The following is a 26996-nucleotide window of genomic DNA, read 5'->3' on the forward strand; positions in this document are numbered from 1 at the left end:
CCTTCCCCCGTGTCAGCGGTTCTCCAGCACCCTGGCCACCGTCTCGTCGCGCAGGGCGCAGTAGCGCTCCGCGCCGTCGTCCCAGTAGCGCCACGGCAGCGCGTTCACATAGCCGTCCACCAGACGGAACTGCTCCATCGCCGCTTCGTCACGGTCCTGGAGCGAGAGGTAGTACGCCAGCAGATGGCGGACCTCCGCCAGTCGCGGATGGCCGGGGTCGGCGGCGTGCGCGTCGGCGAGGGCCGCGTCGACCAGGGCCCGCATCTCGGGGGAACGCTCGACGTCGGCGTCGTCCGACTCGTCGTGCTCATAGTGGGCGATCAGCGGGAAGACCTTGATCAGCGAGCCCGGCGGAGCGGCGTCGGCCGCGCGCTTCGCGAACTCCGTCGCCAGCTCCTTCGAGCCGCGCCACTTGGCGCACCAGAACTGGAGCGCCGAGAAGTGGGCCTCGTAGTGGTGCGGCGCGCGGGCGGTGATCTCGTCCCAGATGCGGTCCATGTCGGCCTGCGGATAGCCGAGGCCCAGCGCGGTCCAGATCTCGTTGATGTACGGGCTGGGATCGTCCGGGTTCAGGGCGGCGGCGCGGGCGTTCTCCTCGCGGGAGCGGGCCAGGGTGCGGTGGAAGCCGTCGAACTGCTCCTGCGTGGTGTGCTTGGCCCGCTGCCCGCCCCGGACCTTCCAGGCCAGCCGCACCGTGCTGCGCGCACGGACCAGGGCGGCGTCCGGGTCGTCCGGCCGGGCCGCCTCCCAGGCGAGCAGCCAGGTGTCGTCCGTGGCCGCGACTCCCGCCAGCCGTTCCGAGTACCGGGCGCGGTGCTCCCAGTCCCGTCCGGTCCCGGCGAGCAGCGCCGCGGTGGGCTGCCAGTCGCCGGCGCGGGCGGCGCCGACGGCCCGGGTCAGGGCCTCCGGCTCGGGGCAGGAGAACTCGGTGTTCTGCCGGTCGGCCGGGAGGAAGCCCTCGGCGAGCACTTCCTCGGGGGTCCCGGAGCCGTCCGCGTCCTCGTCGGAGGCCGAGCGCCAGCCCTCGATCGCGCCTTGGACGACGGCCTTGAGGAACCAGACACCGACCGCGGCCAGGCCGAGGACGATGGGGGTCAGTACGACCCAGAGCACTGTGGACAAGGAACAGTCGTCCGTTTCATGAGGGGTGGGGAAGGGGTGACGTTCAGGAGAGCGGGGAGGGGTGACGGGGAGCCGTCGCCGGTCATGGACCTCGGGGCCCGAAGGGCCGGGGGCGCGGGGGTCAGGAGCCCGGCAGCAGGGCGCGCAGCGGGCGGGTGTCGGGGGCGTCCGCGACGGCCGCGCCGACGGCGGCGTCGAGGTCCTGCTCCTGGCCGTCGGCGCTCTTCGGGAACCGGGCCCGCGCGGCCTCGCTCCAGGAGAACTCCCAGCGCAGCAGGTTGTGCGAGCCCAGCTCCGCGAGGACCATCCCGCTGACCGAGGAGTGCAGGGAGGGCCGGACGAACTCCCGGAAGGCCCGCCCCTCGGCCCGCGCGGCCTCGTCGGAGAGCGGCATCCGCTGCGCCAGCTTCCAGAGCCGTCCCTCGTCGATCAGACCGAGCAGCGCGGAGAGCGTCGCGGGGCGGCCGGTGTAGCGGGCGAGGGCCTGGTGCAGCGGGGAGCGGTGGTCGGCGAGGCCGCTGTGCATGGACCGTTCCAGCAGGTCCTGCCAGTCCCGCGCGCGGGGCAGGGCCCGTATGCCCGGGGCGAGGACGGCGTCCTCCAGCGCGGTCAGCGTGTGTCCGGGGTCGGCGAGCAGCGCCAGGGCGGTGCCGGTGTTCTCGTCGGTGCGTCCGTCGTCGTCCAGTGCTTCGACGCGCCGGACCCGGTCGGCGAGGGGCGGGTGGGAGTCGTAGGGCGAGACGGTCCCGTCGGGGAGTTCGCCGCGCATCCGCAGCAGTTCCAGGGCCCGGGCGGAGAGCAGATGCCCGAAGCCGCCGAAGAACTCGCCGCGCGGCGGCAGCAGCTCGGCCTCGATGCCCATGGTGGCGTACCGGTGCAGATAGAAGTCGTGGGCGGCGGCCAGCGCCGGAATCTCGCGCAGGGCGGACGCGGTGGCCTCGCGCCCGGCGATGCGGGCGGAGGCGAGATCGGCCGCGTACTCCTGGCGGCGCGCGTCGGTCAGGGTGGCGCGGAGGAAGAACCGCGCGTACGCGGTGTAGATCCGTGCCATGACCCGATAGGTGACGCCCGCGCGGCCGGGGGTGTCCTCGCCGGGGACCTCCTGCGGGGTGCGCCCCTTGGCCTCGGCCTTGCGGGCCTTCTTCCGCAGCTTCTCGCGTTCGCGCTCGGCGGCGTTCCCGGCACGCTCCTCGAAGTGGCGGACGGTCCGCAGGATCTGGGCCCGGCCGCGGACGGTGATGGCGGCGAGGCGGGTGTCGGAGTTGGCGTAGTGGCCCAGCTCATGGACGATGACGGCGCGGAGCTGGGCCTCGCCGAGGCCCTGTGTCAGCGGTACGCCGAGGAAGAGGGTGCGGGGGCCGGGCAACAGGCCGAGGAGACGTGTCCGTTCCAGGACGGCCGCGTTCACCTCGGCGGTGAGGACGATCTCGGTGGGGGCGCGGGTGCCGACCTGCTCGGCGAGTTCCCGTACGGTCCGCCACAGCTCCGGCTCGTCCGCCTCGGTGACGCGGACTCCGTCCGGCTCCCCGCCCCGGGGGACCCGGAGCATGAACATGCCGCGTATCACGGGGATCGCGAGCAGGACGGAGATCACGTACAGCTTGGCCGCGATTCCGGCGGGGACGAAGAGGTAGAGCAGATAGTCGATGCCACCGAGCACGGCGAGCAGCAGGACGCCGAGCAGATGGAACCCGGCGAGCAGGGCCAGGGCACGGACGGCACGCACGGTTGCGCCCATCGGGCAGATTCCCCCCGAAACTGCGACCGCAAAGCGGCCATATAACGATCAGAACAAGACAGAGATTGATGGAAGGCAGTGGAGTATCGCTCACCAGCCGGTCGGTATTCAAACCGAATACCGTCCCGGTCGCCGTCCGTCGCCGCCGTGTTCGTCCGCCCCGGGGTCCGTCGGCCGTCCGTCCGCGCGGCCGCCGGTCGTCCGTTACCGGGGGCGGGGGCACTCGTCCGCGACACCGCCAGGAGATCCCTCATGTACCTCATCACGCAGATATCCCTTCGAGGTGGATCGATATGGCCCGGGGCGTACAGGGGTCTTCGGGGTGCGGCCACCGCCGCCCGGTCAGGCGCGGCGGATGACGATGTCACCGAGGCTGGTCCGGGCCCGTACCTCGACGGTGCGCTCGGAGCCGCTCGGTTCACCGGCGGGTCCGAGCGCGTTGCGGACCTTGCCGAGACGGGAGTTCACATCCAGCCAGGCGGTGACGGAGCGGGGGATGCCGACATCGAGATCCCCGGCGCCGGTCTGGAGCTCGACGGGGCCGCCCGCCGCCGCGCCGACCCGGATGCCGCCCTGGGCGGACCTGGCGTCGATCCCGGAGCGGGCGACGTCGACGGAGATCCGGCCGTTGGACGAGTTCACCCGGAGATGGCCGTCGGCCTCTCCGATGACCGTCTCCCCGTTGAGATTCTTGATCGTCGCGGTGGACCCCAGCTCGCCCACGACGACGCGGCCCGCCCCGATGATCTCCGCGGTCCCGGTCACGCGGTCCACGGTGACATCCCCGAGGCCGGTGCGCAGTTCCGCGGTGTCCGCCTCGGCGACCCGGATGCTGCCGGTGGAGGTCCGGAAGCGGCACTCCCCCAGCGGGCCTTCGCAGATGAGGTCGAGCACGGAGGCGGTGCCCCGCACGGAGGACCCCGCCGGGACCTCGATCAGCACCGAGACCGCCCCGACCTTGCCGAAGAGCGACCGCTGCCGGGGCCCCTTCACCAGCAGCACACCGTTCTCACAGGTGACCCTGGTCTGCTGGGCGACCCGCAGGTCGGCGTCGTCGGCTCCGCTGTCCGGCAGCACCTCGACCGTGGTGTCGGCGCGGTCGCCCGCCGTGATCCGCACCGCGCCGACATCGACGGAGAGGGTCACGGAGATCGGTTCCGGTGTATCGAAATGTGGCATGGCTATCCCGTCGTGATGACTCTGCGGTAGGTCCCGGCGGAGGGCGGGAGGCCGCCCCCGCCGTGGACGGGTGGGAAGGTGACGCGCCGCGCCGCCGCCGTGCGGGCGGACCGGGGACGGCCTGCGGAAAGGACCGGGAGCGGCCGTGAGAACCGCCGCCCGGGGCGGGGACTGCGGGCGACTCCCCAGGGCCGGCGGGGGCGGGCGCCGCAAGGACCGGCGGGCCGGACCGCGGGGCTCGCTAGCGCACCCAGCCGGTGAAGCTCTCCCCTCCCCGGCTGCGGACGCGCCCGGTCCCGCGGCCCCCTTCGGCGGGCTCCAGCGCGGTGGCGACGGCGCGGACCAGCCAGGCGTTGACCGACAGGCCCTCCCGGCTCGCGATGTCCTCGACCCGGGTCTTGAGATGGGCGGGAAGCCGGAAGTTGATACGGGCCGTGCCGCCGTCGTCCCCCTCGGCGGCCGCCGTCGGCGGGGTCACGGACCGATGCCCCGGGGCCGCGGGGGCCCGTCCGGCGGTGTCGCCCGCGTCGCCCCCCGGCGGCAGGTTCACCACGAACTCCGGGTCCAGCCCCCGCAGTCGCACATCGACCGAGCCCGGGGCGAACTCGCGGGTGACCTCGTCCATGGCGGCGGAGAGCGCGTTCAGCAGGGTGAGCCGGGCGGCGGACTCCAGCGGCGTGGTGAGCCGTTCGGCCAGCGCCCGGGCTTCGTCACCACCCGCCTCGGCGGCGACGGCCAACTCGTGCCGGAGGTGGTCGACATACGGAGTGAGGTCCATAACGCCACTATGGCACCATGATGGCGCCACCGCAAGCCACTTTGGCGCACCAATGACACCACTCTGTTCGACCCGGCGGTCAGGCGGCCAGGCGCGGCGACACGGCGGCCACTCAGGGCGGCGGCCGGGCGCGCCCCGGGCGGCCATGCGGCATTCTCCCGGGCGGAGCCCGGACGCACGGCCCGCACGGGGGACACAGCGGGCCCGGAGGGGGACAGCGGGCCCGGAGTCATACCACGGGAGGACGCGCGAGTGGGCTCTCCCGTATGACGCCGTCCACCGCGCCGGGCCTCTACGGTCGGGGCCATGAGCACGACTCGACGGCAGGAGCGCCGCCGCCGGTCCGCCCGCGTGGGCACCGTCCCGGACTGCGCCGCCGCAGCGCGGGAACAGCCGTCCCGGGCAGGGGGACCGACGCGCGGAGCGCCCAGGCCCGGAAGGACGCGCGGAGCGCCCGCTCCGGGCAGGCCGGGGAGGACACGCGGGCCATGGCCGGCGCGGGTGGAGCAGGGCCCGCGCGCCCCCGGGTCCGGCGCGGGAGCGGGTGCGCCGGGCCCGGGGGCGCGGCAGGCGTCAGCAGCTGCGGGGCTCCCAGTACCAGGTGCTGACGGTCGGGTCGTAGCCCGGGTTGCCGTGCTCGGCGATGTAGTGGCCGCCGTTGCGGTACTTCACGACGGCCCCCGCCGGGTACCAGGTCCCGGCCGTCCAGGCGGGTGCGCCGGAACATCCGCCCGGATTACCAGGGTTGCCAGGGTTGCCTGGGTTGCCGCCGCCCCCGACGAACTTCCAGGTGATGCCGGAGACCACGCCGAGGTCCGGCGAGGCCAGCTTGTGGAAGGCGGGAAGGCTGAGGTCGATGTGCCCCGACCCGCAGGACGGGCACTTGTCCCGCACGGGCACGGTGATCGTTCTGCCGTTGTAGGTGACCTGGACGGACACCCCGTTGCACAGGGGGTCGCTGTTGGGGTTGCCCGTGCTCCACCAGGCGGCGGGGGCCGCCACCAGCTCCTGTCCCGCGGCGTCGATGGGAGTGCCGCAGGCGCCCGTCCCCTTGTCGTTGTACCAGGTCATCTTGCCGCTGCGGGGCTGGTCGAAGGGGATGGCCGCGTGGGAGGTACCGGCGCCGAGCGCGGTGAACAGCGTCGCGCCGAGCAGTGCCGTGGCCCATCGCCCGAAGCTCTTACCCATGATCGATTCCTCTTCTCGTGGGCGCGGCACGCCCTGCGGGTCCGCCCCCCGGAGGCGTGCGCCCGGGTGTGTCCCGCGAACGTGTCCGCAGAGGTGTCCGCGGGTGTCTCCCGCGGGCCTGCCGCGCACGGTGGGTGGAACAGGAAGTCAGGCGGTACGAGGCCGCCCGCGCGGGCCCACCGGGGCTGCCCCGCCCCGATCGGCCCGGCCGCGGATGGCCGGTTTCCCCTGGGCTCCGGCGCGACGAGCGCGCCGACGGAACCCCCGGTGGCCGAACCCAATCTCTCCGGGCGACCACGCGTCCGGAACTCTGCCCGGAGTTGATCAATATTTCCTCAACGCGAGGACGGTCCGTTCGACATGACGGAGCGTCATCTTTTCTGGCTGCCGAAGGAGTCGCCCTCCGCGCTGCGGTTCGGGGCCGCTCCCTCCGACCGTCCATCCGGACAGGCGGCGACCGGTTCCCCGGCGACGGCGACACCCACCGCCCCGGACCCGGACACCCCGTTCCGGTCACTCCGTGCGACGGTCGTCCGCTCCCCCGGCGGCCTCGGCCGCTCCCTTGGTGGTCGATGAGTGATCAGCGCTCATGGGAGACTGAACGACGCGAATCCGGGAAGGACGTCGACGCGTGAACGAGAGCGGTCTGTTCGCCTTCACCCTCCTGGGGACGGTGCGTGGCTGGCGGGACGGTGCGGAACTGGCGCTCGCGGGCCCCCAGCAGCGCACCGCCCTGGCGATGCTGCTGCTGACCGGGGGCCAGCCCGTCTCCGTCGACGAGCTGATCGACGGCCTGTGGGGCGAGGAGTGCCCCAAGGCGGGGCCGACCACGGTCCGTACCTATGTCTCCCGGCTCCGTACCGTCCTCGAACCCGGCCATCGCGCCGCGGGCGGCCCGAGTCTGCTCGTCTCCGTCGGCTCCTCCTACGCCCTGCGGCTGCCGGGGGGCGGGCGGGCCCTGGACGTGACGCTCGCCGAGGAGGAGGCGGAGGCCGCCGCCGAGGCCCGGCGGGCGGGTACCCCGGAACGGGCGCAGGCGCTGCTGCGGCGGGCGGCCGACCGCTGGCAGGGGCCTCCGCTCACCGGCCTGTCCGGCCCCTTCGCCCAGACCTGGCGGGAGCGGCTGACCCAGCGGTATCTGACCGTGCTCGAATCCCGGGTGGAGCTGGATCTCGAACTCGGCGACGCCAAGACGGCCGTGACGGATCTCGCGCTACGCATCGGCGAGCACCCACTGCGGGAGAGTCTGCGGCTGTTGCTCATGCGCGCGCTCTACCAGTGCGGACGGCAGGCCGAGGCGCTGGAGGTCTACCGGGACGCCCGTGCCGTCCTCTCCCGGGAGCTGGGCATCGACCCGGACCCCCGGCTGTCCGAACTGTACGAAAGGATTCTGCGCTCGGACCCGGAGCTGCTGCCCGCCCGGTCCGCGGCCCCGGTCCACGGGGCGGCGGGCGGCCGTACGGCGTCCGGCGGCCCTCCGGCGCCCGGCGGCGTTCCGGACCGGGCCCGGGGACGGCAGGGCGGGCCGGGCCCGGGCCGAATCACCGACCCGGCTCCCCCGGGCACGGCGGACTCCGCCCCGGACGGGGGCGCTTCCGGCGACCCGGACAGCACCACCCCCGGCAGACCGCACGGGGGACCTCGGGGCGGTGTCGTTCCGCCGGTCGGGAACGCGGGGTTCCCCGGCCCGGCGCATGCCGCACCCGCCGACCCGGAGGCCATCGGCGCCACGGGGGTCACGGGCCTGCCGGGAGTCACGGGCTCCCCCGCCGCGCCGGGCGCGCCGGGCACCGCTGTGGGCACCGGCACCCCCCTGGGCGCCGCCGCCCCGCCCGGCACCGGCACACCCGTCCCCGCGCAGCTTCCCGCCGACACCGCCGACTTCACCGGCCGTGAGGGACTGGTCGCCGAACTGGCCGCCCTGCTCACCGCCCCCTGCGACCCCGCCGTCCGCATCTGCGCCATCTCCGGCATCGGCGGCACCGGCAAGACCGCGCTCGCCGTCCATGTGGCGCATCTGCTGCGGGACCGTTTCCCCGCCGGGCAGCTCTTCGTCGACCTCGCCGGTGTGACCGAGAACCCGGCCGACCCCCGGGCCGTGCTGGGGCAGCTCCTGCATGCGCTGGGCGTGCCCGAGGCGGGGGTGCCCGACGAACTGGACGCGCGCGCCGCCCTCTTCCGTACGATGCTCTCCGAGCAGCGGATGCTGGTGGTCCTCGACAACGCCGCGGGCGCCGAGCAGATCAGGCCACTGCTGCCGGGGTACTCCGGATGTGCGGTCGTCGTCACCAGCCGGGCGCGGCTGACCGCGATCCCCGCGCACGCGGTGGAGCTGGAACCGTTCCGTCCGGATGAGGCGCTGGAGCTGCTGGCCTCGGTGATCGGCCGGAGCCGGGTCGCGGCGGAGCCGGAGGCCGCGCGGGATCTGGTGGCCACCTGCGGTCATCTCCCGCTCGCCGTCCGGGTGGTCGCCTGCCGGATGCTGGCCCGCCCCGGGGCCGCGGTCGCGGACAGTCTGCGGCGGCTCTCCGACGAGCGGCGCAGACTCGATCAACTGCGCACCGGCGACCTGGATGTGGTGGCTTGTTTCCGGCTGGGGTACGACCAGCTCGCCCCGGAGCCCGCGCGGGCCTTCCGGCTGCTGTCGCTGCCGGAGTCCAAGACGGTGTCGCTCCCCATGGCCGCCGCCCTGCTCGGCACGGACGAGTTCGAGGCTGAGGAGATCCTCGACGAGCTGCTGCACACCGGGCTGCTGCACTCGTCCCGGCTGGGCCGCTACCGCTACCACGACCTGCTGCGGCTCTTCGCCCGCCGGGTGTCCGCCGACACCGACCCGGAGGAGGAGGTGACGGCCGCGCTGGCGCGGGTGCTGGCCGCGCTGGAGACCACGGCCCACCACGCCTACCGGGTGGTGCGCCCGGGGCACCGCATCGCCGGTCTGCTGGACGGCACCGACGAACGGGGCACCGTCTTCGCCGACCACCACGCCGTCCACGACTGGTTCGACCAGGAGCGCGACGCGGTGCTCCCGGTGCTGAGCCAGGCGGTGCGGCGCGGCCCCGCGCTGGCGGCCCGGGCGGCTGCCGTGCTGCTCGGCCTGGACCCGCTGCTGGAGCGGGCCTACGCCTGGCGGGAGGTCGTGGACCTGTGCCGGGACGCGGCCGGGGGCGCCGGTGCCATCGGCAGGTTCGACGCGGAGGCGGCGGCCCTCTACATGCTCAGTGGCGCGCTGTGGCAGATCAGCCGCCCGGACGAGGCCGTCGCCCACGTCGAGCGCGCGATCCTGCTGTGCCGCCGGGACGACAACCGCGTCCTTCTCGCCGAGGTCCTGGGTCTGCGGGGGCTGATCGCCGCGTCCCTGGACGGCCACGACCACCGTATCGTCGCCCTGCAACGGGACGCCCGGCAGGCCCAGCGGTCCGCCGACAACCCGTCCGGTGAGGCCAATGTGCTCGGCAGCCTCGCGTTCACCCATATGGCGATCGGTCAGCCGGAGGAGGCGATCCGCGCCGCCGCGACAGGGCTCGCCCTGTACCGGGGGCTCGGCGACCGCATGGGCGAGGCACAGCTCCTCGTCAATCTGGGCACGGGCCATCAGCAACTGGGCAACACCGACACCGCGATGGAGTGCTTCACGGCGAGCCTGACGCTCTGCCGGGAGCTGGGTCTGCGGTTCGTGGAACCCCATCTGCTCCACCGCATCGCCGAGATCCGTCTGGCCCGGGGCGACGCGGCGACCGCTGTCGCCGTCGCCGACGAGGCGCGGCTGCTCTGCCGGGAGCTGGGGCTCGCCCGGATCGAGGCCCGCGCGCTCACGGCGCTGGGCCGGGCGCTGGCCGCGCTCGGCCGGTACCGGCCCGCCGGGGAGCGGCTGCGCGAGGCCGTCCAGCTCTGTCACCGCCACGGTCTCCCCGGGGCCGAGGAGGCGGAGGAGGCGCTGGCCGCGCTGCCGGGCACGCCGGCGAACGTGGTCGCGCTGGAGGCCGAACGACGGCTCAGGAAAAAGAATTTGCGACGGGTGGGGACGGAGTGAAACCTGCCCTCCATGATGCCTCTCCCGGAAATCAGTGGACTCGCCCGTCTTGTTGATGATGCGTGGTGTTCTCCGGTGGCCGACGCGGTCGCCGCCCGCTGGGGTTGTGCCGAGGGCACCGCGCGCTGGTGGCGTTCGAGCGCGTCCCATGTCTTCGTCCTCCCGGACACCCCGGAGCCCGGTGCCGAGCGCTATCTGCGGTTCGTCCCCGAGCGGTACGCGGCCTACGGCCGCTTCACGGAGGTGGCGTCCCTGATGGAACGGCTCCACGGCGGCGGACTCGCCCTGAGTGCCCCGGTGCGGTCCTCCGGGGGGCTGCTGGCGGAGACCGTGCAGACCACGCTGGGGACCGTACGGGCGATGTGCGTCGAGGGCGCGCCGGGTGAGTCCGTCGGACTCGACGCGCTCTCGGAGCGGCAGGCGCACGCCTGGGGGGCGCTGCTCGCGCACACGCATGAGCACGCCGCCGGGCTCAGGGACGGACTCCCGCACGCGCTGGACGGGATCGGCCGGGCGGCCGAGCTGTACCCGGACGACACCGAACTGGCGGCGGCCGTGGGCCGGATCGGCTCCCGGCTCGCCGGGCTGCCCCGGGACCCCGCGCGGTACGGCGTCGTCCACGGCGACTTCGAGCTGGACAACCTGGCCTGGGAGGGGGATGTGCCCCGGGCGTTCGACTTCGACGAGGCCGCCCTGTCGTGGTACGCGGCGGACATCGCCCACGCCCTGCGCGACCTGACCGACGGCGGAGTGCCGACGGCGGCGCACCGTCCGCTCCACGACACCTTTCTGACGGGCTATCGGGAGGTCCGGCCGCTGCCGGACGCGGAGCCCCGCGCACTGACCCTGTTCGCCGGGGCGAACGCCGCCCGGAGTCTGGTGGAGCTGAGTCCCGTGCTGCGCACCCTCGACGAGGGGCGCCCCGACGAGCTGGACGGTCTCCGCGCCGATCTCGTCGCGCACCGCGACGAGCAGCGCCGCGTGGTGCTCGCGGCGGCGGGTTGAGTGCGCTCCACGCCCCGGCCGGCCGCACTCGCATCGGACGATCGCCGTCGTCTCCATGGCGGCAACCGTGCTGGAGAACGGTAAAACGCCGCTTGCGCCGCTGGTCAAAGACGTGCTAGACGCTCCGCGCGAAACGCGTGACCCGGCTGTCGGCGCAGGTCACCTCCGGGTGTACGGGCCCGCGGCAGGGGCAGCGTTCCGTGCGGGACGGCGCCGCACGGCTCCCGGGCGCACGTCCTCGGCGCGCGCTGCGTCCCGCTCCCTTGGGGGCCGGTGGAGCCACGGGGGTGCCGTGCCGCCGGCGGTCAGCCGGACCGCTCGGGCCGCCCGGGAACGGCTCTGCCGAGCGCCAGCAGGGCCACCAGCCGCCAGTCGGGACGGGGGCGGGGCGCGGGGGCCGCGGACCGGTGGCGGGGGACCAGCACCCGCAGGGCGCGGGGGCGCAGGGAGCAGTCCACCGGGGTGGGCAGCGTCAGGGCCTCCCCGTCGACCGCGACGGGGAGGCCGGGGGCGGCGGAGGTGACGTGGACCCGGCGGGCGGTCAGCGCGGTCAGACCGGCGGCCTGGGTGCCGCGCAGCGCGATCTCGGCGGCCTGGGCCGCGCTGTCCACCCGGATGCCGACGACGCCCAGCACCCCGCTGTCCAGGCGTTCCCTGCGGCCCGCGCCCAGCAGGTCCTCGGTGGTGTAGGGGTTGTTGCTGACCAGCAGGGCCTGGCGGCCGGGGAGCGGGGTGGCGTCCGCGGTCGCATCCAACTGCCGCCGGGGGCCCTGGAGCAGCAGATCGGGCAGGGCGTCGAGCACGGTGCTCGCCGGGGCGCCGCGGTACCGGGGGCTCTGGACGACCTCCGCGTACACGCCGAACGAGACGGTGTTGACGAAGGGGCGGTCGGCCACCTGTCCGAGATCGATCCGGATCTCCTCGCCGTCGGTGAGGGCGTCCAGGGCGCGGGCGGGGTTCTGGCGGTCCAGGCCGAGGTCCATGGCGAGGTGGTTGCGCGTCCCCGCGGGGATCACCAGGAACGGCAGGTCGTGCTCGGCGGCCACCGCCGCCACCAGGGCCTGGGTGCCGTCGCCGCCCGCCACGCCGAGCAGGTCGGCGCCGTCGGCCACGGCCTGCCGGGCGAGGGCGGCCACGTCCGCCCGGGCCCCGGCGGGCAGGAGGACGACCCGTGCGCCCAGCGCCTCGGCGCGTTCGGCCAGGTGGAAGCGGGCGACCTTGCCGCCGCCGGAGAGCGGGTTCATGAGCAGGACCGGACGGTCGGGGGGCCGCCGGGGCTCGCCGGGTGTCGTGCTCGGGGGGCGCAGCCGCCGCAGCGCGGACCGGGCGCAGCCCAGCGCCGCGCCCCAGAGGGCGACGGCGACCAGGGCGGGGCCCCACAGGCCCTGGCCGGTGTAGAGCACGATCACGGCGATCGGAGCGGCGAGCAGCAGGGCCGCGCCCAGGACACGGAGCGGGCCCCGGTGGGCGAGCACCCACCAGGTGCCGACGGCCGCCGCGACCAGGCCGGCGATGCCGCCCGCCACGATCAGGAGCCCGCCGGCGCCGACGACGGCGGCCAGGACGGCGAGCGCCGCCGCCGCGCAGAGCAGGGCGAGCCGTGCGCGCAGCCGTGCCTGTCGCAGTTCCCGCCGCCCGGTCAACCGCCGTCACCGCCCTCTCCCCCGCCCGTGGGTCTCTGGCTTCCTTGGGGTGCCGGTCACCATCGTGGCGGAGGTCCCGCTCCGCGGGGGCGGGACGCGCCCGGGGGGCCCGCCGGGACCTGTGCCGGGACGCTCTTCAGGGACGCGTCCGCGGGTGTCGGGGCGCTCTTCGGGGGTGCCCCGGCGGGTGTGTCAGGCGACGGGTCGGCGGCGGTTCCCCTCGGGGGTGAACGTGAGGGTCCGCCGGAACGGTTCCTGCTCGCCGCACCGGAGGGCCATTAGCATCGGTTCCTCGTACCGGCACGGCCCGAGCCGGTCCCCGGGGGCGGTGCCGTTCCAGAAGTGGAACCAGACCATGGGCTCCTCGGGGTCCGGACCGGTGTATCCGACGGCTTTAGGGAAGCGGGGATTCGCGGGGCTGCCGCAGAGCAGGGAGGGTTCGCCGAACCGTTCCAGCGTCCGGGTCCAGGTGCGGTCCTCGGCGGCCCAGTGGCGGGCTTCCTCGCGCAGGGCCGCGAACGCGGGGCCGTCCAGGACGCGGTCGGGTGCGAGCCAGCCGCAGCGGCGGGCGAACTCGGCGTACACCGAGGCGGTGTCGTCGTCGTACCGGGTGCCCGGCCACAGGGTGCGGAAGACCCCGGAGATCCCGTACTCGGTCCACATGCCGCGCTCCTGCCAGACGCTCACCTGCTGTTCCCAGGTCTCCGGGCGGCGTTCGACGAACAGCAGGGTGTCCAGCAGGACCCGCAGCGGGTTCTCGCCCGCGAACATCCCGAGGTGGCGCAGGGCGAGGTTCAGCCGGTCGAGGGCGTGGGCGTGGATCTCGTCGGAGGCCGCGAGCTCCGGAGGAGGAGGGGTCATGCGTCCAGTCTTACCGATTCATGATCGTTTCCATGGGCCTTTTCCGCCGGGCCTCTTCACATCCCCCGGGCCTCTCCGGACTCCGGGCCCCGGCCTCTCCGGACTTCGGGCTGCGGACTACGGGGCTCGGCCTGTCCGGGCCACGGGCTCCGGGCCCGGAGCCGGGGTCTGGCTCCGGCTTCCTCTCCGCAGGGACCTTTCTCGGCCTGTCCATCTATTTTCAGCCGAATGAGATTTCAGATGTTCTCATCATCCGGATGCTGTGGGTATCTTGAAACTCGGGACAGGAGAAGGGGGGCGCACATGGTCAGGCTGACCCGGGCCCAGCAGCAGGAGCGCACCCGCGCGGCCGTACTGGCGGCGGCGCGGGAGGAGTTCACCGAACACGGATACGCCGAGGCGAAGATCGACCTGATCGCCGAGCGGGCCGAGCTGACGCGCGGCGCGGTGTACGCGAACTTCCCGAGCAAGCGCGCTCTCTATCTGGCGGTGCTCATCGACACGGCCGAGCGGCAGGACACGGCCGGTGGGGCCGTGCTGCCACCGGCGTCCACGGCCGAGGCGCTGGGGGCGTTCGCCCGGAGCAGGCTGGAGGGGCTGCCGCTGGCGGGCGACGGCCCCACGGTCCGTCAGGGGCGGCTGCACTCGCCCGCCGGGGTGTTCGACGAGGCGCCGCTGCGCGGTGCGCTCGCGCAGGTCACCAGGTTGGAGGCGCTGTTGCTCGCCCTGGCGCTGGAGTCGGGCGCACCGGCGGCCCCCGCCGTCGGCGGTGTCCCCGGCACGGGCGGCGGCGCCGATATCGACGGCGGCCCGGGCGCCGGGGCGGACGGGCCTCGGGTGCGGCGGGTACGGCTGGCCGAGCTGGTGCTGCGGATGGTCAGCGGACCGGGAGCCCCCCTCGACGCGGTGTTCGACGTCGGCGACCCCTTCGACGTGGCCCACGCCTGTGCCCATCTGGCCGGTCTCGACCTCGCCGATGCCTGGAATCCGGCCCATCTGCCGTATGTCACCCCGGCCAGGCTCTGCCGGGACCGGTGGCATCCGCCGGAGGAGTCGACGGATCTGCTCACCGGCCGTCGGGTCGGCTTCGGCGGGGACGGCGTGATCGCGCTTCTCGGCACGGGCCGTCTCGGCGCCGCCGAGGAGGCCGTCCGCTCCGCCCTGCCGGACGACCGGGTCACCGTGGTCGTGGTGACGGACGACCCCGCCGAGGCCGGTCGGCTCGTCCGGCTCAGGGTCGGCGATGTCACCCGCTGTCTGCGGCGTGTGTTCCCGCCGGAGGCCCTGCCGCGCCTCCGGCTGATCCTCGACGACCGCGGCCTGTTCGCCCCGGCCCTCGGGCTTCCCGGCACCGACGACGGCACCGAGTACGCGGTACGCGTCCGACGGGGCACGGTCGTCGCCCGCGCGGGCGGGCGGGGTGCCGCGCACGCGGCGGCGACGGCCGCCGTCCCGGCGGTGTTCCCGGGAGCCAGGACATGACCCGGGTCGGCTCCCCCCATCCGACCGGCGCCGAGCTGCTGGTGCTGCACACCCTGCGCTGTGCCGGCTGGTCGGAGCTGTCCCGGGTCGCGGAGGCGGCGGGGCTGACGGAGCCCGAGGCCGAGTCGGAGCTGATCGACCTCGCGGTGGCCGGACTGGCCGTACGGACGACGGACGGATTCGGCGGCTGGGGGCTGACAGCGGCGGGCCGGGCCGCCGCCGCCGAGCGGATCGCACAGGAGCTGGAACTCTCCGGCGCCCAGCGGACCGTGGCCGCGGCCTACGCCCGGTTCCTGGTGCTCAACCCCGAACTGCTCGACCTCTGCACGGCCTGGCAACTGCGCGTCGTCGACGGGGCCTCCCTCCCCAACGACCACCTGGACCCTGACTACGACGCCTTGGTGCTGCGGCGGTTCGCCGACCTGAACGCGCGCGCCGACGCCGTCCTGACGGAGCTGTCCTCGGCGCTGGCACGGTTCGGACGCTACCGGTTCCGGCTCACCGTCGCCCTCACCCGCGCGTGGGCCGGTGAGCGGGACCGGGTGACGGACTCCACCTCCTCGTACCACACCGTCTGGTTCCAGCTCCACGAGGATCTGCTGGCGACCCTGGGGCTCCCCCGTGAGTGAGTCCTCGGCACCGCGGCGGCGGACGGCGGAGCACCCGGAGGGAGGGGCCGGGGCGGGGCGGTGGGTCCACCCGCTGTCGGCGGGGCTCGGGGCGCCGCCGGACGTCATCGGCGGCAAGGCCCACGGGCTCGTCCTGCTACACCGTCTGGGGCTGCCCGTACCTCCGGGGTTCGTCATCGGCACGGACGCGTGCCGCGCCTTCCTCCGGGACGGACGGTTCCCGCCGGGGCTCGGCACCGAGCTGGCCACCGCCGTCGCCGGGCTCGAAGCCGCCACCGGCCGGGTGTTCGGCGGCCCGGAGAGACCGCTCGTGGTGTCCGTCCGCTCCGGTGGCGGAGTGTCCATGCCCGGCATGATGAGCACCGTCCTCAATGTCGGACTCACCGGGGCGGCGACCGCCGGGCTGGCCGCCGAGACGGCCGACCCGGAGTTCGCCCTCGACTCGCGGCTGCGCTTTCTGTCGGGGTTCGCCGCCGCTCTCGCCGGTCCCGGTGGGCGGGCCCTGACCGTGGCGGGCGCCGACCGGGAGATCCACGGTCTCCGGGAGGCCCGGGAGGCGGAGCGGACAGCGGGCACCGGGACGGCAGGAAAGACAGGGGAGACGCGGGAGATACAGGCGATACGGGAGGGCGCCACCCGGAGCACCAGCACCGGGCCGGGGCTGGGGCCGGTGGGCCTCGTCGCCGCGGCGCACCGGCTGGAGAGCGCCATCCGTGAGGGGATGGGCGCCCCTGTGCCGGACGACGCGCCCGGTCAGTTGGAGGCCGCGGTCGCGGCGGTGTTCTCCTCCTGGGGAACACCCCGCGCACGGACCTATCGCGAGCTGCACGGCATCCCGCACGGCTCCGGCACGGCCGTGACCGTGCAGGCGATGGTGTTCGGGAACCGCGACGGCCGCAGCGGCAGCGGGGTGGCGTTCAGCCGGGACCCCAACACCGGCGAGGAGGTGCCCTTCGGCGAGGTCCTCTTCGGCGGGCAGGGGGAGGACGTCGTCTCCGGCGGATGTCCGACCCGGCCGCTGCGCGAACTGGCGGACCGGGAGCCCACGGTGTGGGCGGGGCTGCTGGAGGCGCTGCGCCGGATCGAGGAGCACGAGCGGGACGCGTGCTACGTGGAGTTCACCTTCGAGGCGGGCGGGCTGTGGCTCCTTCAGACACGGCCCGGCCGGTTCACCGGAGCGGCGGCCGTGCGGGTCGCGGTCGACCTGGCCGAGGCCGGGAGGATCGGGCGGGACGAGGCCGTGCTGCGGGTGTCCCCGCACCAGCTCTCCCGGGTGCGGACCCCCAGGATCGTCGTGGACGGCGCGGAGCCCGTCCTCGTCCGGGGGCTGGGTGCCGCTCCGGGGGTCGCGACGGGACGGGTGGCGACCACCGCCGACCGGGCGGTCCGGATGGCCGCGTGGGGGCCGGTGATCCTGGTGCGCCCGGAGACCTCTCCGCTCGATCTGCACGGCCTGGCCGCCGCCGAGGGGGTCGTCACGGCGCGCGGCGGGCCGTCGGGCCACGCCGCCGTCGTCGCACGGTCGATGGGGAAGCCGGCCGTCGTGGGGGCCGCGGGGCTGACCGTCGATGTGGCCGCCGCCTGTGTCCGTGCCGGTGGGCACATCGTGCCCGAGGGCACCGTCATCGCCCTGGACGGTACCGGCGGGGAGGTCGTCGTCGGTGAGCCCCGGGTCGTCACCCCGGCGGCCGACGCCCGGCTGCACCGGCTGCTCGCCTGGGCGGACGGGTTCGCGGGCCGCCCGCCGGGCGGCGGACCGGCGGACGGGACCTGGGCCGGGCGCCTCGCCGCGGCCCAGGCGGTCCTGCGCCGCGGCTGAGGGCCGCGTCGGCGGAAGGCCGCAGGGCCGAGGCTGCGGGGCCGAGGCTGCGGGGCCGAGGCTGCGGGGCACCGGGCCCCGCGACGCGGGCGGCGTCCACGGGGCCCGGTGCCCGGTGCCCGGTCGGTGCGTTGCCGGCGCTGCATCCCGCCGCGTGTCCCTTCCGCTGCCCGGGGCCGCGCCCGAGCCGGGTCCGCCGACCCGGGCTCGGGGCCCGGGCCCGGGTCAGCGGATGTTCAGATCGACACAGACGTAGAAGGCGTTGGGCGTGTCGGCGATGTTCCACACCGCGAGCAGTTTCTGCCGTCCGCTCACGCTGCCGAAGTTGACCGAGTGGGAGACGGTGGTGCCGGGGCGGGCCCCGCCGTCGTTGAACTCGGCGACCTTCTGCCCGCCCGCGTAGTACTGCCAGGTGCTGGTCGCGTGCGGTGCGGTCAGCCGCCAGTTGAAGGAGGTCGTACGGCCGACGGTGGTGACCGCCCAGCCCTTGCTGTCGTCGTTCAGTTCCGCGAAGGCGGCGTTGCCGCCGCTGCAACTCCGGAGCCCCTTCGGGCCTTCCACGCTCTGCGGTTCGTACTTGATGGCTCCGCAGGGGATCGATCGGGCCGCGCACTGGGCCTGACGGCTCGGCGGCGAGGAGATGTAGCCGTGCGCGTTGGCCGTCCCGGCCGGCAGACAGACGGCGAGGAGCGGGGCGATTGCCGCGCCGATGGCGACGGCCAGCTTCTTCTTGCTCTGCATGTCAGCTCCTTGAACGAGGGGGAGGAGCACACAGGGCGGAACGGCGCGCCGGGGCGGCGGCAGGCGTGGGGCACCGGCCGTCGGGGGATTCCCGGAAGCATCGTTCGACCCACTTGGTCTGGACCATAGCCGTTGACGGCGCACAGTCAAGAGGGCGCGTTCATCCGGGATGTGCGGTCCCCACAACAGGAACCCTGATTGAGCAGTCGCTCAACACCGCAGTAAGGTGTTCTTGAGCGACTGCTCAAAACTGTTGCCGTGGGGGGATTTCCATGGGCCTTTACGTCGAGACGTTCATCCGGGCGGAGCTGGAGGAGGTGTGGGCGCTGAGCCAGCGGCCGGAGCGGCACCGGCGCTGGGACCTGCGGTTCACGGACATCACCGCCCTGCCGACGGCACCCGGTGACCCGCAGCGGTTCCGGTACGCGACGCGGGTGCTGCCGTTCGTCCAGGTGTCCGGCACGGGTGTCTCGGCCGGGGAGAAGCACCGTCCGGACGGGACCCGGACCTCGGCCCTGCGGTTCCGTTCCACGCATCCGCTCTCGCTGCTCGCCGAGGGCAGCGGCTACTGGCGCTATGTCCCGGCGCGCGCCGGGGTCCGGTTCCTCACCGGCTACGACTACGCCCCGCGCTGGGGCCGGTTCGGCCGGATCGCGGACCGGGCGGTCTTCCGTCCGCTGATGGGGTGGGCGACGGCGTGGTCCTTCGACCGGTTGCGGCTGTGGCTGGAACGCGGGGTGACGCCCGAGCGCGCGTTCGTCCACGCGGCCGCCGAGACGGTGCTGCGGGTGGCATGCGTCGCCGGGGCCGCCGCGGTGTCGCCGGTCGCCGCCCTGGCCGCGGCGGTGCCCGCTGTTCTCGTGCCGCCGTCGCCGCTCACCCCCGCGGCCCGCCGCTGCCGCCGCGCCCCGGCGACGGCGGTGCGCGCGCCGCGTGTCCTGCACACCCTTCCCCTCGTCGAGGAGCCCCGATGAGCTCGATCTTCCGTACCGTCATGGGTCCCGAGTTCGACCGCCTCCACCCCTGTCTGCAACGGCGGTTCTCCGTCGGGCTCGACAGCGGCGAGGCGTGCACCGGGCGGGGGGTGATGGAACGCGTCTGGCACGGCGGCGCCTTCGTCAAACCGTTCCTCTCGGTCGGCGGAGTCCGCAACATCCTCGTACCGCGCGAGGGCCGGAATGTTCCGTTCGTCATCGAGAACGTCCCGTACCGGGACAGCCACGGCCGCGAGACCGTGAGCTTCGTCCGCACCTTCCACCTCCCCGGCCGCTCCCGCCGCTTCGACGCGCAGATGGTGCTCAGCCCGCGGGGCGATCGCGTCCTGGACTACCTCGGCACCCATCAGCACCTCGCGTCCGACCTCCATCTGTCCACGGACGGCCGGGGCGGGCTCGTCATACGCTCCGGGACCCACCGTTTCCGCGAAGGCCCCGTCGATGTCCGGGTCCCGGATCTGATCGGCGGCGACGCCGTGGTGCACGAGACCTTCGACGAGCGGTCGGGACGTTTCTCGATCTCGGTACGGGTCACCAACCGCCGCTTCGGGCCGCTGTTCGGCTACCACGGGTCGTTCACCGCGGAGTACCGCGATGTCCGCCGCTGCGGCGTCCGCCCCGGGCTGCGCCCCGTCCGCGAGGAGGCCCGCGCATGACCCCGCCGGAGCGGAAGGCACCTGCCACCGGGCGCGACAGCGCGAGCGGCGCGGGCAGTACGGGCGGCGGGGGCGGCGGGGCCGACAAGGGCCGCGGCACCAGGGAGAAACTCATCGAGGGAGCCCTGCGGACGCTGGTGCGGCAGGGCATCGCCAAGACCTCCGCCCGGAGCATCGCCGCCGAGGCGGGCGTCAACCAGGCCCTGGTCTTCTACCACTTCGGTACGGTCGACGAACTCCTCGTCGCCGCCTGCCGGCACGCCACCGAGGAGCGCGTCGCGCTCCACCGCGACCGTCTCGACCGTGTCACCACACTCGCCGAACTCCTGTCCTTCGGGCGGGAGATGCACGCGCGGGAGAGCGCCGACGGCCAGGTCACCGTTCTCGCCCAGCTTCTGGCGGGGGCCCAGACCCACCCCGCGCTCGGGCCCGCCACCGCGGCGGGGCTCGATCTGTGGATCGCCGAGATCGAGAAGGTGCTCACCCGGGTCCTGGCGAGCGGGCCGCTCCGCGAGTACACCGACCCGGCCGGTCTCGCCCGCGCCGTGAGCGCCGCGTTCATCGGCATCGAGCTGTACGAGGGAGTCGACCCCGAGGGCGCGCACGGTGCTCTCGCCGCGCTGGAACAGCTCGCCCGGCTCGCCGCGGCGATCGACACACTCGGCCCGATCGCCCAGCGCGCCGTCCGTCTCCACCTCGCGCGCACCGGCCGGCGGCCGTGACCGTGTCCCGGTCCGGCTCGGCAGGGGCGCCGCCGCCCGGGGCAGTGCGCCGTGCGGCGCGTCCGGCGGGGAGACAGGTCCGGGGCGAGCGCGCCGCCGGTGGCCCCGCCGGAAAGTGCCGGGCGCTGGGGCGGCGCACCGGGATCGGAGCCACCGGCCACAGCCGGGGCCGAGCCGTTCGGGGCCGAGCCGGGCCTAGCCGGGTCGGGTCGGGTCGGCAGCGACGGCGGCCGGGCAGCGGCGGCGACGGCCGGGAGCGGCGCGTCCTCGTCCGCACGCCACCGGGTCTCCTCGGCCCGGTGGCGCGACAGCGGCGGTGCCCGCGGCCGTACACCCGTCCAGGGGGCGTAACCCCTCCGGTGCCGGTACCCCGGAGCCGTTCACTGAGCCGTCCGTGAGCTGCCTGCGGAGCCGTCCGCCGGCGAGGGGCCTCCGGTGGGGCCTCCGGGCGGCCCGGTGCGCTCCGGGTGCCCGGTGGGGAACCGGGTGGGCCCGTGTCGTCGCTCCGCACGCGTCCGGGCTTTCGACGGACGTACAGCCGTACCGGGCACCCGTGCGCCTCGCCCGCCCTCAGCCGGGCAGCCGTCAAACGCCCGGTCGGACGCCCGGCCGGCTGTCCGGACCGGCCCGACACCCCACGCCGTGGATCACGCCTCCTCGATCAGCCGACGCGCCCCGGTCCCCTCGGTCGCCAGCGCGTCCTGGGGGTTGAGCACCCGGCACCGTTGCAGCGAGAGACAGCCGCAGCCGATACAGCCCGCGATCTCCCGCTCCAGACGCTCGATCTCCCGTCTGCGCGCCGCCAGTCGCGCCGCCCACCTCCGGGAGATGCGCTCCCAGTCCCGCTTGCCCGGCATCCGCTCCCCCGGCAGCTCCGCGAAGACCTCCGCCACCTCCGCGAGCGGCACGCCCAGCCGCTTGGCGGCCAGGATCAGCGAGAGTCTGCGCAGCACATGGCGGCGGTAGCGGCGCTGGTTCCCCGTGGTGCGCTCCGAGGAGATCAGCCCCTGCGCCTCGTAGAAACGCACCGCTGACGTGGCGACCCCCGCCCGCCGCGCGACCTCGCCCACGGTCAGCAGATCGCTCGGCCGCTGCTCCACACCGGTCCCCTCGGCTTCCGACGCCCGGCTCCGGACGCCGGACCCGGCTGTCATGTCGACATGAGCGGCCAGCCTAACCGCCGTTCCGCCGCCGCCCGCGCCCCGTACCCCGTACGCCCCGCGCCCCGCGCCGCCGTGCACCCATACGCCCGCTCCCCCGTCCCGCCGCTGTCTCCCCCCCGGGGCCGGGCGGGCCTACTCCCGTGGGAGGGTGACGAGGACACGGCCCCGGCCCCCGGCGTCGACGCTGTCGTGGGCGCGGGCGACGGCGTCGAGGGGCCAGTGCTCCCGGACCCGTACGGAGAGGGCGCCCACGGCGGCAGCGGCGGTGAGGTCGCGGGCGGCCAGGTGCCGCGCGCCCGGCGGGAAGTCGTCGCTGCCGAGGAGCCGCAGGGTGACGTTCTTGAACAGCAGCTCCCAGAACGGGAGGGCCACCGGGTCGGTCCGGGTGGCGTAGGCGGCGATGACCGTATGGTTTCCGGCCACAGCGGCGTCGAGCCGGGCGTTCTCGGAGAGGGCGACCTCGATCACCCGGTCCACCACCCCGCCGGGCGCCTGGACACGGATCGCGGCGGCCGGGTCGTCCCCGTCGAGGGCGACGACTCCATGGACCCCGGCAGGGTCGGCCTCGCGCAGGTCACGGCCGCGCACCACGGTGCCGATGACCGTGGCGCCGGCCCAGCGGGCGAGCTGGGCGGCGAGGGACCCGACGGAGCCGAGCACCCCGTGCACCAGGACCGTCCGGCCGTCGACGGGGCCGTCCGCGAAGACGGCGCGGTGGGCGGTGACGCCGGGGATGCCGAGACTCGCGCCCACGTCGTCGGCCACCCCGTCCGGCAGCGGTACGGCGTACTCGGCGGGGACCGCGGTGTACTGGGCGGCGGTGCCGGAGGGGCGGTAGGACTGCGCCCCGTACACCCATACGCGTTCCCCGGTCCGCCCCGGGTCGACGCCCTCGCCGACGGCGTCGACGACCCCGGCGGCGTCACTGTGCGGAATCACCCTCGGATGGGGCATGCGCGAGCCGAGCCAGCCGCTCCGTTTCTTGGTGTCCCCGGGGTTGACGCCGGACACGGTGACCCGGACCCGCACCTCCCCCGGTCCGGGCACGGGGTCCGGCAGCTCACCCACCCGCAGCACCTCGGCGGCGGGGCCCTGCTCCTCGTACCAGGCGGCACGCATGGGAACCTCCGGGACATCGGTTCACCGACTCACCTGCTCGGGGAGTCGGTTCGAGCGTACGAGGGCCGCTCGCGGCGTGCGCGGCGGGACCGGTGGGGCGATCCGCCCGGGTGGGCGCCGGAGCGACGGTCGGTCGCGGCCGGAGGGGACCGGTCGTACGGTGAAGAAGGACGGCGGACACGGCCCGCGGTCGTACCCGCGGACGGCGCGGCACGGGGACAGGCAAGGGTACGGGGGACGTGTTCCCGCCATGCCGCCGGTACCGCCGGGTACGGACCGCCGTGCGCGGGTACGGACCGTCCTCGGGCGGAGCCGTCCGTACGCGCCGCAGCCGCACCGGGGGCGTCACGGGAGATGAGCAGGGATGAGTGAGTGGACGCGGGTGACCACCGCAGGTGAGCTGATGGAGGCCGTGCGGGCGCGGGCCCCGGCGATCGAGGTCGACGGCACCCTCCGGGGGATGCCCATGCTCACCCTGGCCCCCGGCGTACGGCTGCGCGGCGGCACCCTGGTGTTCGGCGCCCGCGGTATCCGCCTCACCCAGGACAACACCCTGGAGAACGTCACCGTCCACTGCCCCGTGCACGAGGTCGCCATCGGCAACGACACCGAGGTCGGCGACTTCGGCACCCTGGCCCTGCGCGGTGTGCGCACCCGGGGACAGGTGCTCCTGCTCGCCGAGGACGCGGTGCTCTCCGGCCATGTCCGGGTGGAGGGCCTGACGGTGGAGGCGGCCGACGTCCGGGGCAGGGCGGCCCGGCCGCACGGCTTCGGCGTCGACGCCCTGCAAGGCGCGTTCACCCTCTGGAACCGGCAGCCCGACCGGGGCGCCGTCCTCACCGCCGACCTCGTCGACATCTCGGCGGGCAGCGCCGATGTGCCGATCCGCGGCAGCGGCGTCTTCGTCGGCGGCCACGGCGACTGGAACGGCTCCGCCGACGGCGGCACCGTCCATGTCTGTCTGCTGCGCACCGGGGAGGTCCACACCGACGGCGGTATCGCGGCGGGCGCGCCCGATCTGATCAGCGGCGGGGTGTTCGTCATCTCCGGCGCCACGGCCGACCGGGTGCACACGGCGGGGCCGGTCACCACCTACGGCCAGAACGACATGGTCCTGGACAACTGGGGGCAGGTGGAGTCCTGGGAGGCCACCGCGCCGGTCACCTCCGAGGGCCCGAGCGGGATCGGCTTCGTGAACTTCGGCGACATCGGCCATCTCGACATCCGTGCCCCGCTGGTCACGCACGGGGTCGGCGCGCGGGGTTTCAACGTGTACGAGGGAACGCTGCGGCACGCGGAGTTCGACTCGATCACCACCACCGGGGACGGCGCGGTGGGGGTGCAGGTCAGCAAGGAACTGCCCCGGCTGGACATCCGCGGTGACCTCACCACGTCCGGCGGCAGGGGGAGCAGCCTGGTCCGCGGGGTGCAGACCGAACTCGCCGCCACCGCCCTGAGCGTCAAGCCGGGCGGCCGGATCGGGCGGGTCCGTGTGGGCGGCAGGATCGCCACCGAGGGGGACCGTCTGGTCACCGTCGAGATCGACGGCGAGGTCGACCGGCTGACCGCGGACGGCGGTATCAGCGCGGCGGGGCGGGGCGCGGACGCGGTCCATGTCGGCGACCACCGGCCCGACCTGTCCGGCGTCGGCATCACCGCCGCGCACGGCCGGGACCTCGTCCACGCGGCGGCGGCCCGGTGACACCGGCGGCGCCGGGTCCGGCACCCGCTCGTCGCACCAACGGCACCAACGGCAGGGACCGCGACAGCGCGTGCCGCGGCGGCACCGAGCAGAAGGGCATCGTTCCATGACCGACCCCATGACCGACCGCCGTCTCACCGTGAGCGTCCTGGGGACCGGGATCATGGGCGCCGCCATGGCCCGCAGCCTCGCCCGGTCCGGCCACACCGTCCGCGTCTGGAACCGCACCCGCGCCAAGGCCGAGCCCCTGGCCGCGGACGGGGTGCACATCGCCGACGGCCCGGCCGACGCGGCCGAGGGGAGCGACGCCGTCCTCACCATGCTCCACGACGGCCCGGCGGTGCTGGGCGTCATGCGGGAGGCCGCCCCGGCGCTGCGCCCCGGTACGCCGTGGGTGCAGTCCACCACCGTCGGCATCGACGCCATCGGGGAGTTGGGCGCGCTGGCCCGCGCCCATGAGCTGGTCTTCTTCGACGCGCCTGTCCTCGGCACCCGGCAGCCCGCCGAGGCGGGACGGCTGAAGGTCCTGGCGGCGGGCCCCACCGGTTCACGTGCGGCGGTGGCCCCGGTCCTCGACGCCGTCGGCGCCCTGACGGTGTGGACGGGCGAGGACGGGTCCGAGGGCAGTGCCACCCGGCTGAAGCTCGTGGTCAACAGCTGGATCCTGACCGCGACCAACGCCGCCGGGGAGGTGCTGGCCCTGTCGCAGGCCCTCGGCGTGGACCCGGACACCTTCTTCGACGTCATCGCGGGCGGCCATCTCGACCTGGGCTATCTGCGGCTCAAGGCGGAGCTCGTCCGCGACGGACGGCTGTCGCCCGCCAGTTTCGCCGTCGCCACCGCCGCCAAGGACGCCCGGCTGATCGCCGAGGCCGCCCGGCGGTACGGCGTACGGCTCGATCTGGTCGACGCGGACGCGGCCCGGCTGGAACGGGCCGCCGCCCAGGGCCACGGCGACGAGGACATGGCCGCCGCCTACTACGCGAGCTTCGACGGGCAGGGCGGGGCGGCCCCCGCCGCCCGGCCGGACCCGGGCCCCTGACACCTGTACCTGTCCCGGCCCGAGCCCGAGCCCGAGCCCCTGGAGGGCGCCGCCCGGCCCCGGCCCGGTTCCTCAGGCGAGAGCCGCCTCCTCACCCGTGGTGTCGACGGTGCCCGCCTCCGCCGTGCGGGGCCGGGTCTCCGGCAGCGCGGCGAAGCAGGCCGTGCTCAGGATCCCGATGCCGGTGAGCCAGGCGGCCACCCCCCAGGGCGGTCCCTCGCCGCCCGAGAGCGCCGTCGCCACGATGGGGGTGAGCGCCCCGCCGAGCACCCCCGCGAGGTTGTACCCGACCGCGGCCCCCGTGCACCGCACCCGTGGCTCGTACAGCTCGGGCAGATACGCGGCGATCACCGAGAACATCGTCACCAGCGCGAGCAGTGTCCCCAGGAAGCCCAGGAACATGAGCAGCGGTCGGCCGGTGTGCAGCAGCGCGATGAACGGGAACATCCACAGGGACACGAGCGCACTGCCCGTCAGGCACATCGGACGGCGGCCGAAGCGGTCGCCGAGCAGCGCGACCACCGGCGTCAGCACCCCCATGACCGCGACCGCCGCCGTCACCAGGGCCAGCATCAGGACGGGGCTGACATCCAGCCGGTCCGTCCCGTAGACGAGGGACCAGGTGCTCACCGCGTAGAAGGCCGCGTAGCCGACCGACAGACCGCCCGCGGTCAGCAGGAGCAGCCGCCAGTGCTTCCGTACCACCTCACGGGCGGGTGCGTCCGCGCGGTCCCCGTTCCGGGCCAGTTCGCGAAAGTGCGGGGTCTCGGTGAGCGAGGCGCGCAGCAGCAGTCCGCCCAGGGTCAGGACACCGGCGGCCCAGAAGGGCACCCGCCATCCCCAGGCGAGGAACTGGGCCGGGGAGAGCGACGCGGTCAGGGTCAGCATGGTGCCGTTGGCGAGCAGAAAGCCCAGCGGCGGTCCCATCTGGGGGAAGCTGCCCCACAGGGCGCGCCGTGCGGGCGGCGCGTGCTCGGTGGTGAGCAGGACGGCCCCGCCCCACTCGCCGCCGAGTCCGATGCCCTGGAGGAAGCGGAGCAGCAGCAGGAGGACGGGGGCGGCCGTCCCGAGGGTCGTGTACGGGGGCAGGAAGCCCACGGCGGTGGTGGCGAGTCCGGTCGTCAGCAGGGAGGCCACCAGTACGGGGCGGCGGCCGTACCGGTCGCCGATGTGGCCGAACAGGACGGAGCCGAGGGGCCGGGCGATGAATCCGACGGCGAAGGTGCCGAAGGCGGCCAGGGTGCCGGCGAGGGGCGAGAAGGCGGGGAAGAACAGCGGCCCGAGGACGAGCGCCGCCGCGGTGCCGTAGACGAAGAAGTCGTAGAACTCGATGGCGGTTCCCACGAGCGAGGCCGACGCGACCCGCAGCATCGACGGAT

The 26996-nt window shown here is 74.8% G+C and carries 21 protein-coding genes; 10 read left to right on the plus strand and 11 right to left on the minus strand.

All coding sequences use genetic code 11. The features are described 5' to 3' along the window. Nucleotides 1–12 precede the first annotated feature (12 nt). From CRV15_RS01355 to CRV15_RS37820, 5 genes are all read right to left on the minus strand, one after another. A complete protein-coding gene (locus tag CRV15_RS01355; protein WP_003962652.1) occupies nt 13–1113 on the minus strand; it encodes a hypothetical protein in 1101 nt (366 codons plus the stop codon). Between the two features lie 130 nt (nt 1114–1243). After that, the gene (locus CRV15_RS01360; RefSeq protein WP_003962651.1) at nt 1244–2860 is read right to left on the minus strand and encodes a M48 family metalloprotease; all 1617 of its coding nucleotides are present in this window, start codon (nt 2858–2860) and stop codon (nt 1244–1246) included. A gap of 342 nt (nt 2861–3202) precedes the next feature. Then, the gene (locus tag CRV15_RS01365) at nt 3203–4039 is read right to left on the minus strand and encodes a DUF4097 family beta strand repeat-containing protein (RefSeq protein ID WP_003962650.1); all 837 of its coding nucleotides are present in this window, start codon (nt 4037–4039) and stop codon (nt 3203–3205) included. Nucleotides 4040–4280: 241 nt separating this feature from the next. Beyond that, nucleotides 4281–4817: a hypothetical protein gene (locus CRV15_RS01370; RefSeq protein ID WP_003962649.1), complete on the minus strand. Its 537-nt coding sequence runs from the start codon at nt 4815–4817 to the stop codon at nt 4281–4283. Nucleotides 4818–5390: 573 nt separating this feature from the next. Beyond that, nucleotides 5391–6005, minus strand: coding sequence for a cysteine/serine endopeptidase inhibitor (locus CRV15_RS37820; RefSeq protein WP_003962648.1), 615 nt, complete (start codon nt 6003–6005; stop codon nt 5391–5393). A 631-nt stretch (nt 6006–6636) separates the two neighbouring features. On the opposite strand from CRV15_RS37820, the gene CRV15_RS01380 reads away from it, so the two are divergent. Together CRV15_RS01380 and CRV15_RS01385 are read left to right on the plus strand one after the other, a co-directional pair. After that, nucleotides 6637–10038 carry an AfsR/SARP family transcriptional regulator gene (locus CRV15_RS01380; RefSeq protein WP_003962647.1) on the plus strand — a complete coding sequence of 1134 codons (3402 nt, stop codon included), beginning with the start codon at nt 6637–6639 and terminating at the stop codon, nt 10036–10038. A 75-nt stretch (nt 10039–10113) separates the two neighbouring features. After that, on the plus strand, nt 10114–11043 hold the full coding sequence (locus CRV15_RS01385) for a phosphotransferase enzyme family protein (protein ID WP_009998097.1): 930 nt from the start codon (nt 10114–10116) through the stop codon (nt 11041–11043). Between the two features lie 305 nt (nt 11044–11348). Here the strand turns inward: CRV15_RS01385 and CRV15_RS01390 are convergent, their stop codons facing one another. Both CRV15_RS01390 and CRV15_RS01395 read right to left on the minus strand, forming a co-directional pair. Beyond that, complete coding sequence (locus tag CRV15_RS01390) at nt 11349–12686, minus strand: diacylglycerol/lipid kinase family protein (protein WP_003962645.1); 1338 nt, start codon at nt 12684–12686, stop codon at nt 11349–11351. A gap of 192 nt (nt 12687–12878) precedes the next feature. Next, on the minus strand, nt 12879–13547 hold the full coding sequence (locus CRV15_RS01395) for a hypothetical protein (protein WP_003962644.1): 669 nt from the start codon (nt 13545–13547) through the stop codon (nt 12879–12881). Nucleotides 13548–13850: 303 nt separating this feature from the next. Here CRV15_RS01395 and CRV15_RS01400 point away from each other — a divergent pair, with 303 nt between their 5' ends. From CRV15_RS01400 to CRV15_RS01410, 3 genes are read left to right on the plus strand one after another with little or no spacing between them, the layout of a single operon-like run. Continuing rightward, the gene (locus tag CRV15_RS01400) at nt 13851–15029 is read left to right on the plus strand and encodes a TetR/AcrR family transcriptional regulator (RefSeq protein ID WP_009998095.1); all 1179 of its coding nucleotides are present in this window, start codon (nt 13851–13853) and stop codon (nt 15027–15029) included. After that, nucleotides 15026–15658, plus strand: coding sequence for a hypothetical protein (locus tag CRV15_RS01405; protein WP_003962642.1), 633 nt, complete (start codon nt 15026–15028; stop codon nt 15656–15658). The genes CRV15_RS01400 and CRV15_RS01405 overlap by 4 nt, the downstream gene beginning before the upstream one ends. Continuing rightward, entirely contained in the window at nt 15651–17477 is a 1827-nt protein-coding gene (locus CRV15_RS01410; protein ID WP_003962641.1) for a pyruvate, phosphate dikinase, read from the plus strand. Before CRV15_RS01405 ends, CRV15_RS01410 begins: the two co-directional genes overlap by 8 nt. Nucleotides 17478–17702: 225 nt before the next feature. Here CRV15_RS01410 and CRV15_RS01415 read toward each other — a convergent pair whose 3' ends face one another. Then, a complete protein-coding gene (locus tag CRV15_RS01415) occupies nt 17703–18218 on the minus strand; it encodes a lytic polysaccharide monooxygenase auxiliary activity family 9 protein (protein WP_003962640.1) in 516 nt (171 codons plus the stop codon). Nucleotides 18219–18490: 272 nt separating this feature from the next. Between CRV15_RS01415 and CRV15_RS01420 the strand changes: the two genes are divergently transcribed. From CRV15_RS01420 to CRV15_RS01430, 3 genes are read left to right on the plus strand one after another with little or no spacing between them, the layout of a single operon-like run. Further along, nucleotides 18491–19192 carry a hypothetical protein gene (locus tag CRV15_RS01420; RefSeq protein WP_003962639.1) on the plus strand — a complete coding sequence of 234 codons (702 nt, stop codon included), beginning with the start codon at nt 18491–18493 and terminating at the stop codon, nt 19190–19192. Then, the gene (locus tag CRV15_RS01425) at nt 19189–19869 is read left to right on the plus strand and encodes a DUF4166 domain-containing protein (protein WP_003962638.1); all 681 of its coding nucleotides are present in this window, start codon (nt 19189–19191) and stop codon (nt 19867–19869) included. Before CRV15_RS01420 ends, CRV15_RS01425 begins: the two co-directional genes overlap by 4 nt. Next, nucleotides 19866–20591, plus strand: coding sequence for a TetR/AcrR family transcriptional regulator (locus CRV15_RS01430; protein WP_003962637.1), 726 nt, complete (start codon nt 19866–19868; stop codon nt 20589–20591). Before CRV15_RS01425 ends, CRV15_RS01430 begins: the two co-directional genes overlap by 4 nt. Nucleotides 20592–21238: 647 nt before the next feature. Here the strand turns inward: CRV15_RS01430 and soxR are convergent. Further along, nucleotides 21239–21745, minus strand: coding sequence for a redox-sensitive transcriptional activator SoxR (soxR, locus tag CRV15_RS01435; RefSeq protein WP_003962636.1), 507 nt, complete (start codon nt 21743–21745; stop codon nt 21239–21241). A 141-nt stretch (nt 21746–21886) separates the two neighbouring features. After that, nucleotides 21887–22873 (minus strand): NADPH:quinone reductase, encoded by a 987-nt coding sequence (locus CRV15_RS01440; RefSeq protein ID WP_003962635.1) that lies wholly within the window; start codon nt 22871–22873, stop codon nt 21887–21889. Nucleotides 22874–23237: 364 nt separating this feature from the next. Here CRV15_RS01440 and CRV15_RS01445 point away from each other — a divergent pair, with 364 nt between their 5' ends. Both CRV15_RS01445 and CRV15_RS01450 read left to right on the plus strand, forming a co-directional pair. Beyond that, nucleotides 23238–24575 (plus strand): hypothetical protein, encoded by a 1338-nt coding sequence (locus tag CRV15_RS01445; protein ID WP_003962634.1) that lies wholly within the window; start codon nt 23238–23240, stop codon nt 24573–24575. 118 nt (nt 24576–24693) lie between these two features. Continuing rightward, on the plus strand, nt 24694–25617 hold the full coding sequence (locus tag CRV15_RS01450) for an NAD(P)-dependent oxidoreductase (RefSeq protein WP_029183137.1): 924 nt from the start codon (nt 24694–24696) through the stop codon (nt 25615–25617). Between the two features lie 72 nt (nt 25618–25689). Here the strand turns inward: CRV15_RS01450 and CRV15_RS01455 are convergent, their stop codons facing one another. Then, on the minus strand, nt 25690–26988 hold the full coding sequence (locus CRV15_RS01455) for an MFS transporter (protein ID WP_009998093.1): 1299 nt from the start codon (nt 26986–26988) through the stop codon (nt 25690–25692). Between the last annotated feature and the right edge of the window lie 8 nt (nt 26989–26996).

Source organism: Streptomyces clavuligerus (assembly GCF_005519465.1).
Classification (GTDB): Bacteria; Actinomycetota; Actinomycetes; order Streptomycetales; family Streptomycetaceae; genus Streptomyces; species Streptomyces clavuligerus.

Excerpts from the sequence above, each read along its gene's own strand:
- CRV15_RS01415 (WP_003962640.1), bottom strand. The coding sequence starts at position 18,218 with ATGCAGAGCAAGAAGAAGCTGGCCGTCGCCATCGGCGCGGCAATCGCC.
- CRV15_RS01370 (WP_003962649.1), bottom strand. The coding sequence starts at position 4,817 with ATGGACCTCACTCCGTATGTCGACCACCTCCGGCACGAGTTGGCCGTC.
- CRV15_RS01420 (WP_003962639.1), top strand. The coding sequence starts at position 18,491 with ATGGGCCTTTACGTCGAGACGTTCATCCGGGCGGAGCTGGAGGAGGTG.
- CRV15_RS01425 (WP_003962638.1), top strand. The coding sequence starts at position 19,189 with ATGAGCTCGATCTTCCGTACCGTCATGGGTCCCGAGTTCGACCGCCTC.
- CRV15_RS01360 (WP_003962651.1), bottom strand. The coding sequence starts at position 2,860 with ATGGGCGCAACCGTGCGTGCCGTCCGTGCCCTGGCCCTGCTCGCCGGG.
- CRV15_RS01365 (WP_003962650.1), bottom strand. The coding sequence starts at position 4,039 with ATGCCACATTTCGATACACCGGAACCGATCTCCGTGACCCTCTCCGTC.
- CRV15_RS01395 (WP_003962644.1), bottom strand. The coding sequence starts at position 13,547 with ATGACCCCTCCTCCTCCGGAGCTCGCGGCCTCCGACGAGATCCACGCC.
- CRV15_RS01445 (WP_003962634.1), top strand. The coding sequence starts at position 23,238 with ATGAGTGAGTGGACGCGGGTGACCACCGCAGGTGAGCTGATGGAGGCC.
- CRV15_RS01405 (WP_003962642.1), top strand. The coding sequence starts at position 15,026 with ATGACCCGGGTCGGCTCCCCCCATCCGACCGGCGCCGAGCTGCTGGTG.
- soxR (WP_003962636.1), bottom strand. The coding sequence starts at position 21,745 with ATGACAGCCGGGTCCGGCGTCCGGAGCCGGGCGTCGGAAGCCGAGGGG.
- CRV15_RS01440 (WP_003962635.1), bottom strand. The coding sequence starts at position 22,873 with ATGCGTGCCGCCTGGTACGAGGAGCAGGGCCCCGCCGCCGAGGTGCTG.
- CRV15_RS01450 (WP_029183137.1), top strand. The coding sequence starts at position 24,694 with ATGACCGACCGCCGTCTCACCGTGAGCGTCCTGGGGACCGGGATCATG.
- CRV15_RS37820 (WP_003962648.1), bottom strand. The coding sequence starts at position 6,005 with ATGGGTAAGAGCTTCGGGCGATGGGCCACGGCACTGCTCGGCGCGACG.
- CRV15_RS01430 (WP_003962637.1), top strand. The coding sequence starts at position 19,866 with ATGACCCCGCCGGAGCGGAAGGCACCTGCCACCGGGCGCGACAGCGCG.
- CRV15_RS01400 (WP_009998095.1), top strand. The coding sequence starts at position 13,851 with ATGGTCAGGCTGACCCGGGCCCAGCAGCAGGAGCGCACCCGCGCGGCC.
- CRV15_RS01455 (WP_009998093.1), bottom strand. The coding sequence starts at position 26,988 with ATGCTGCGGGTCGCGTCGGCCTCGCTCGTGGGAACCGCCATCGAGTTC.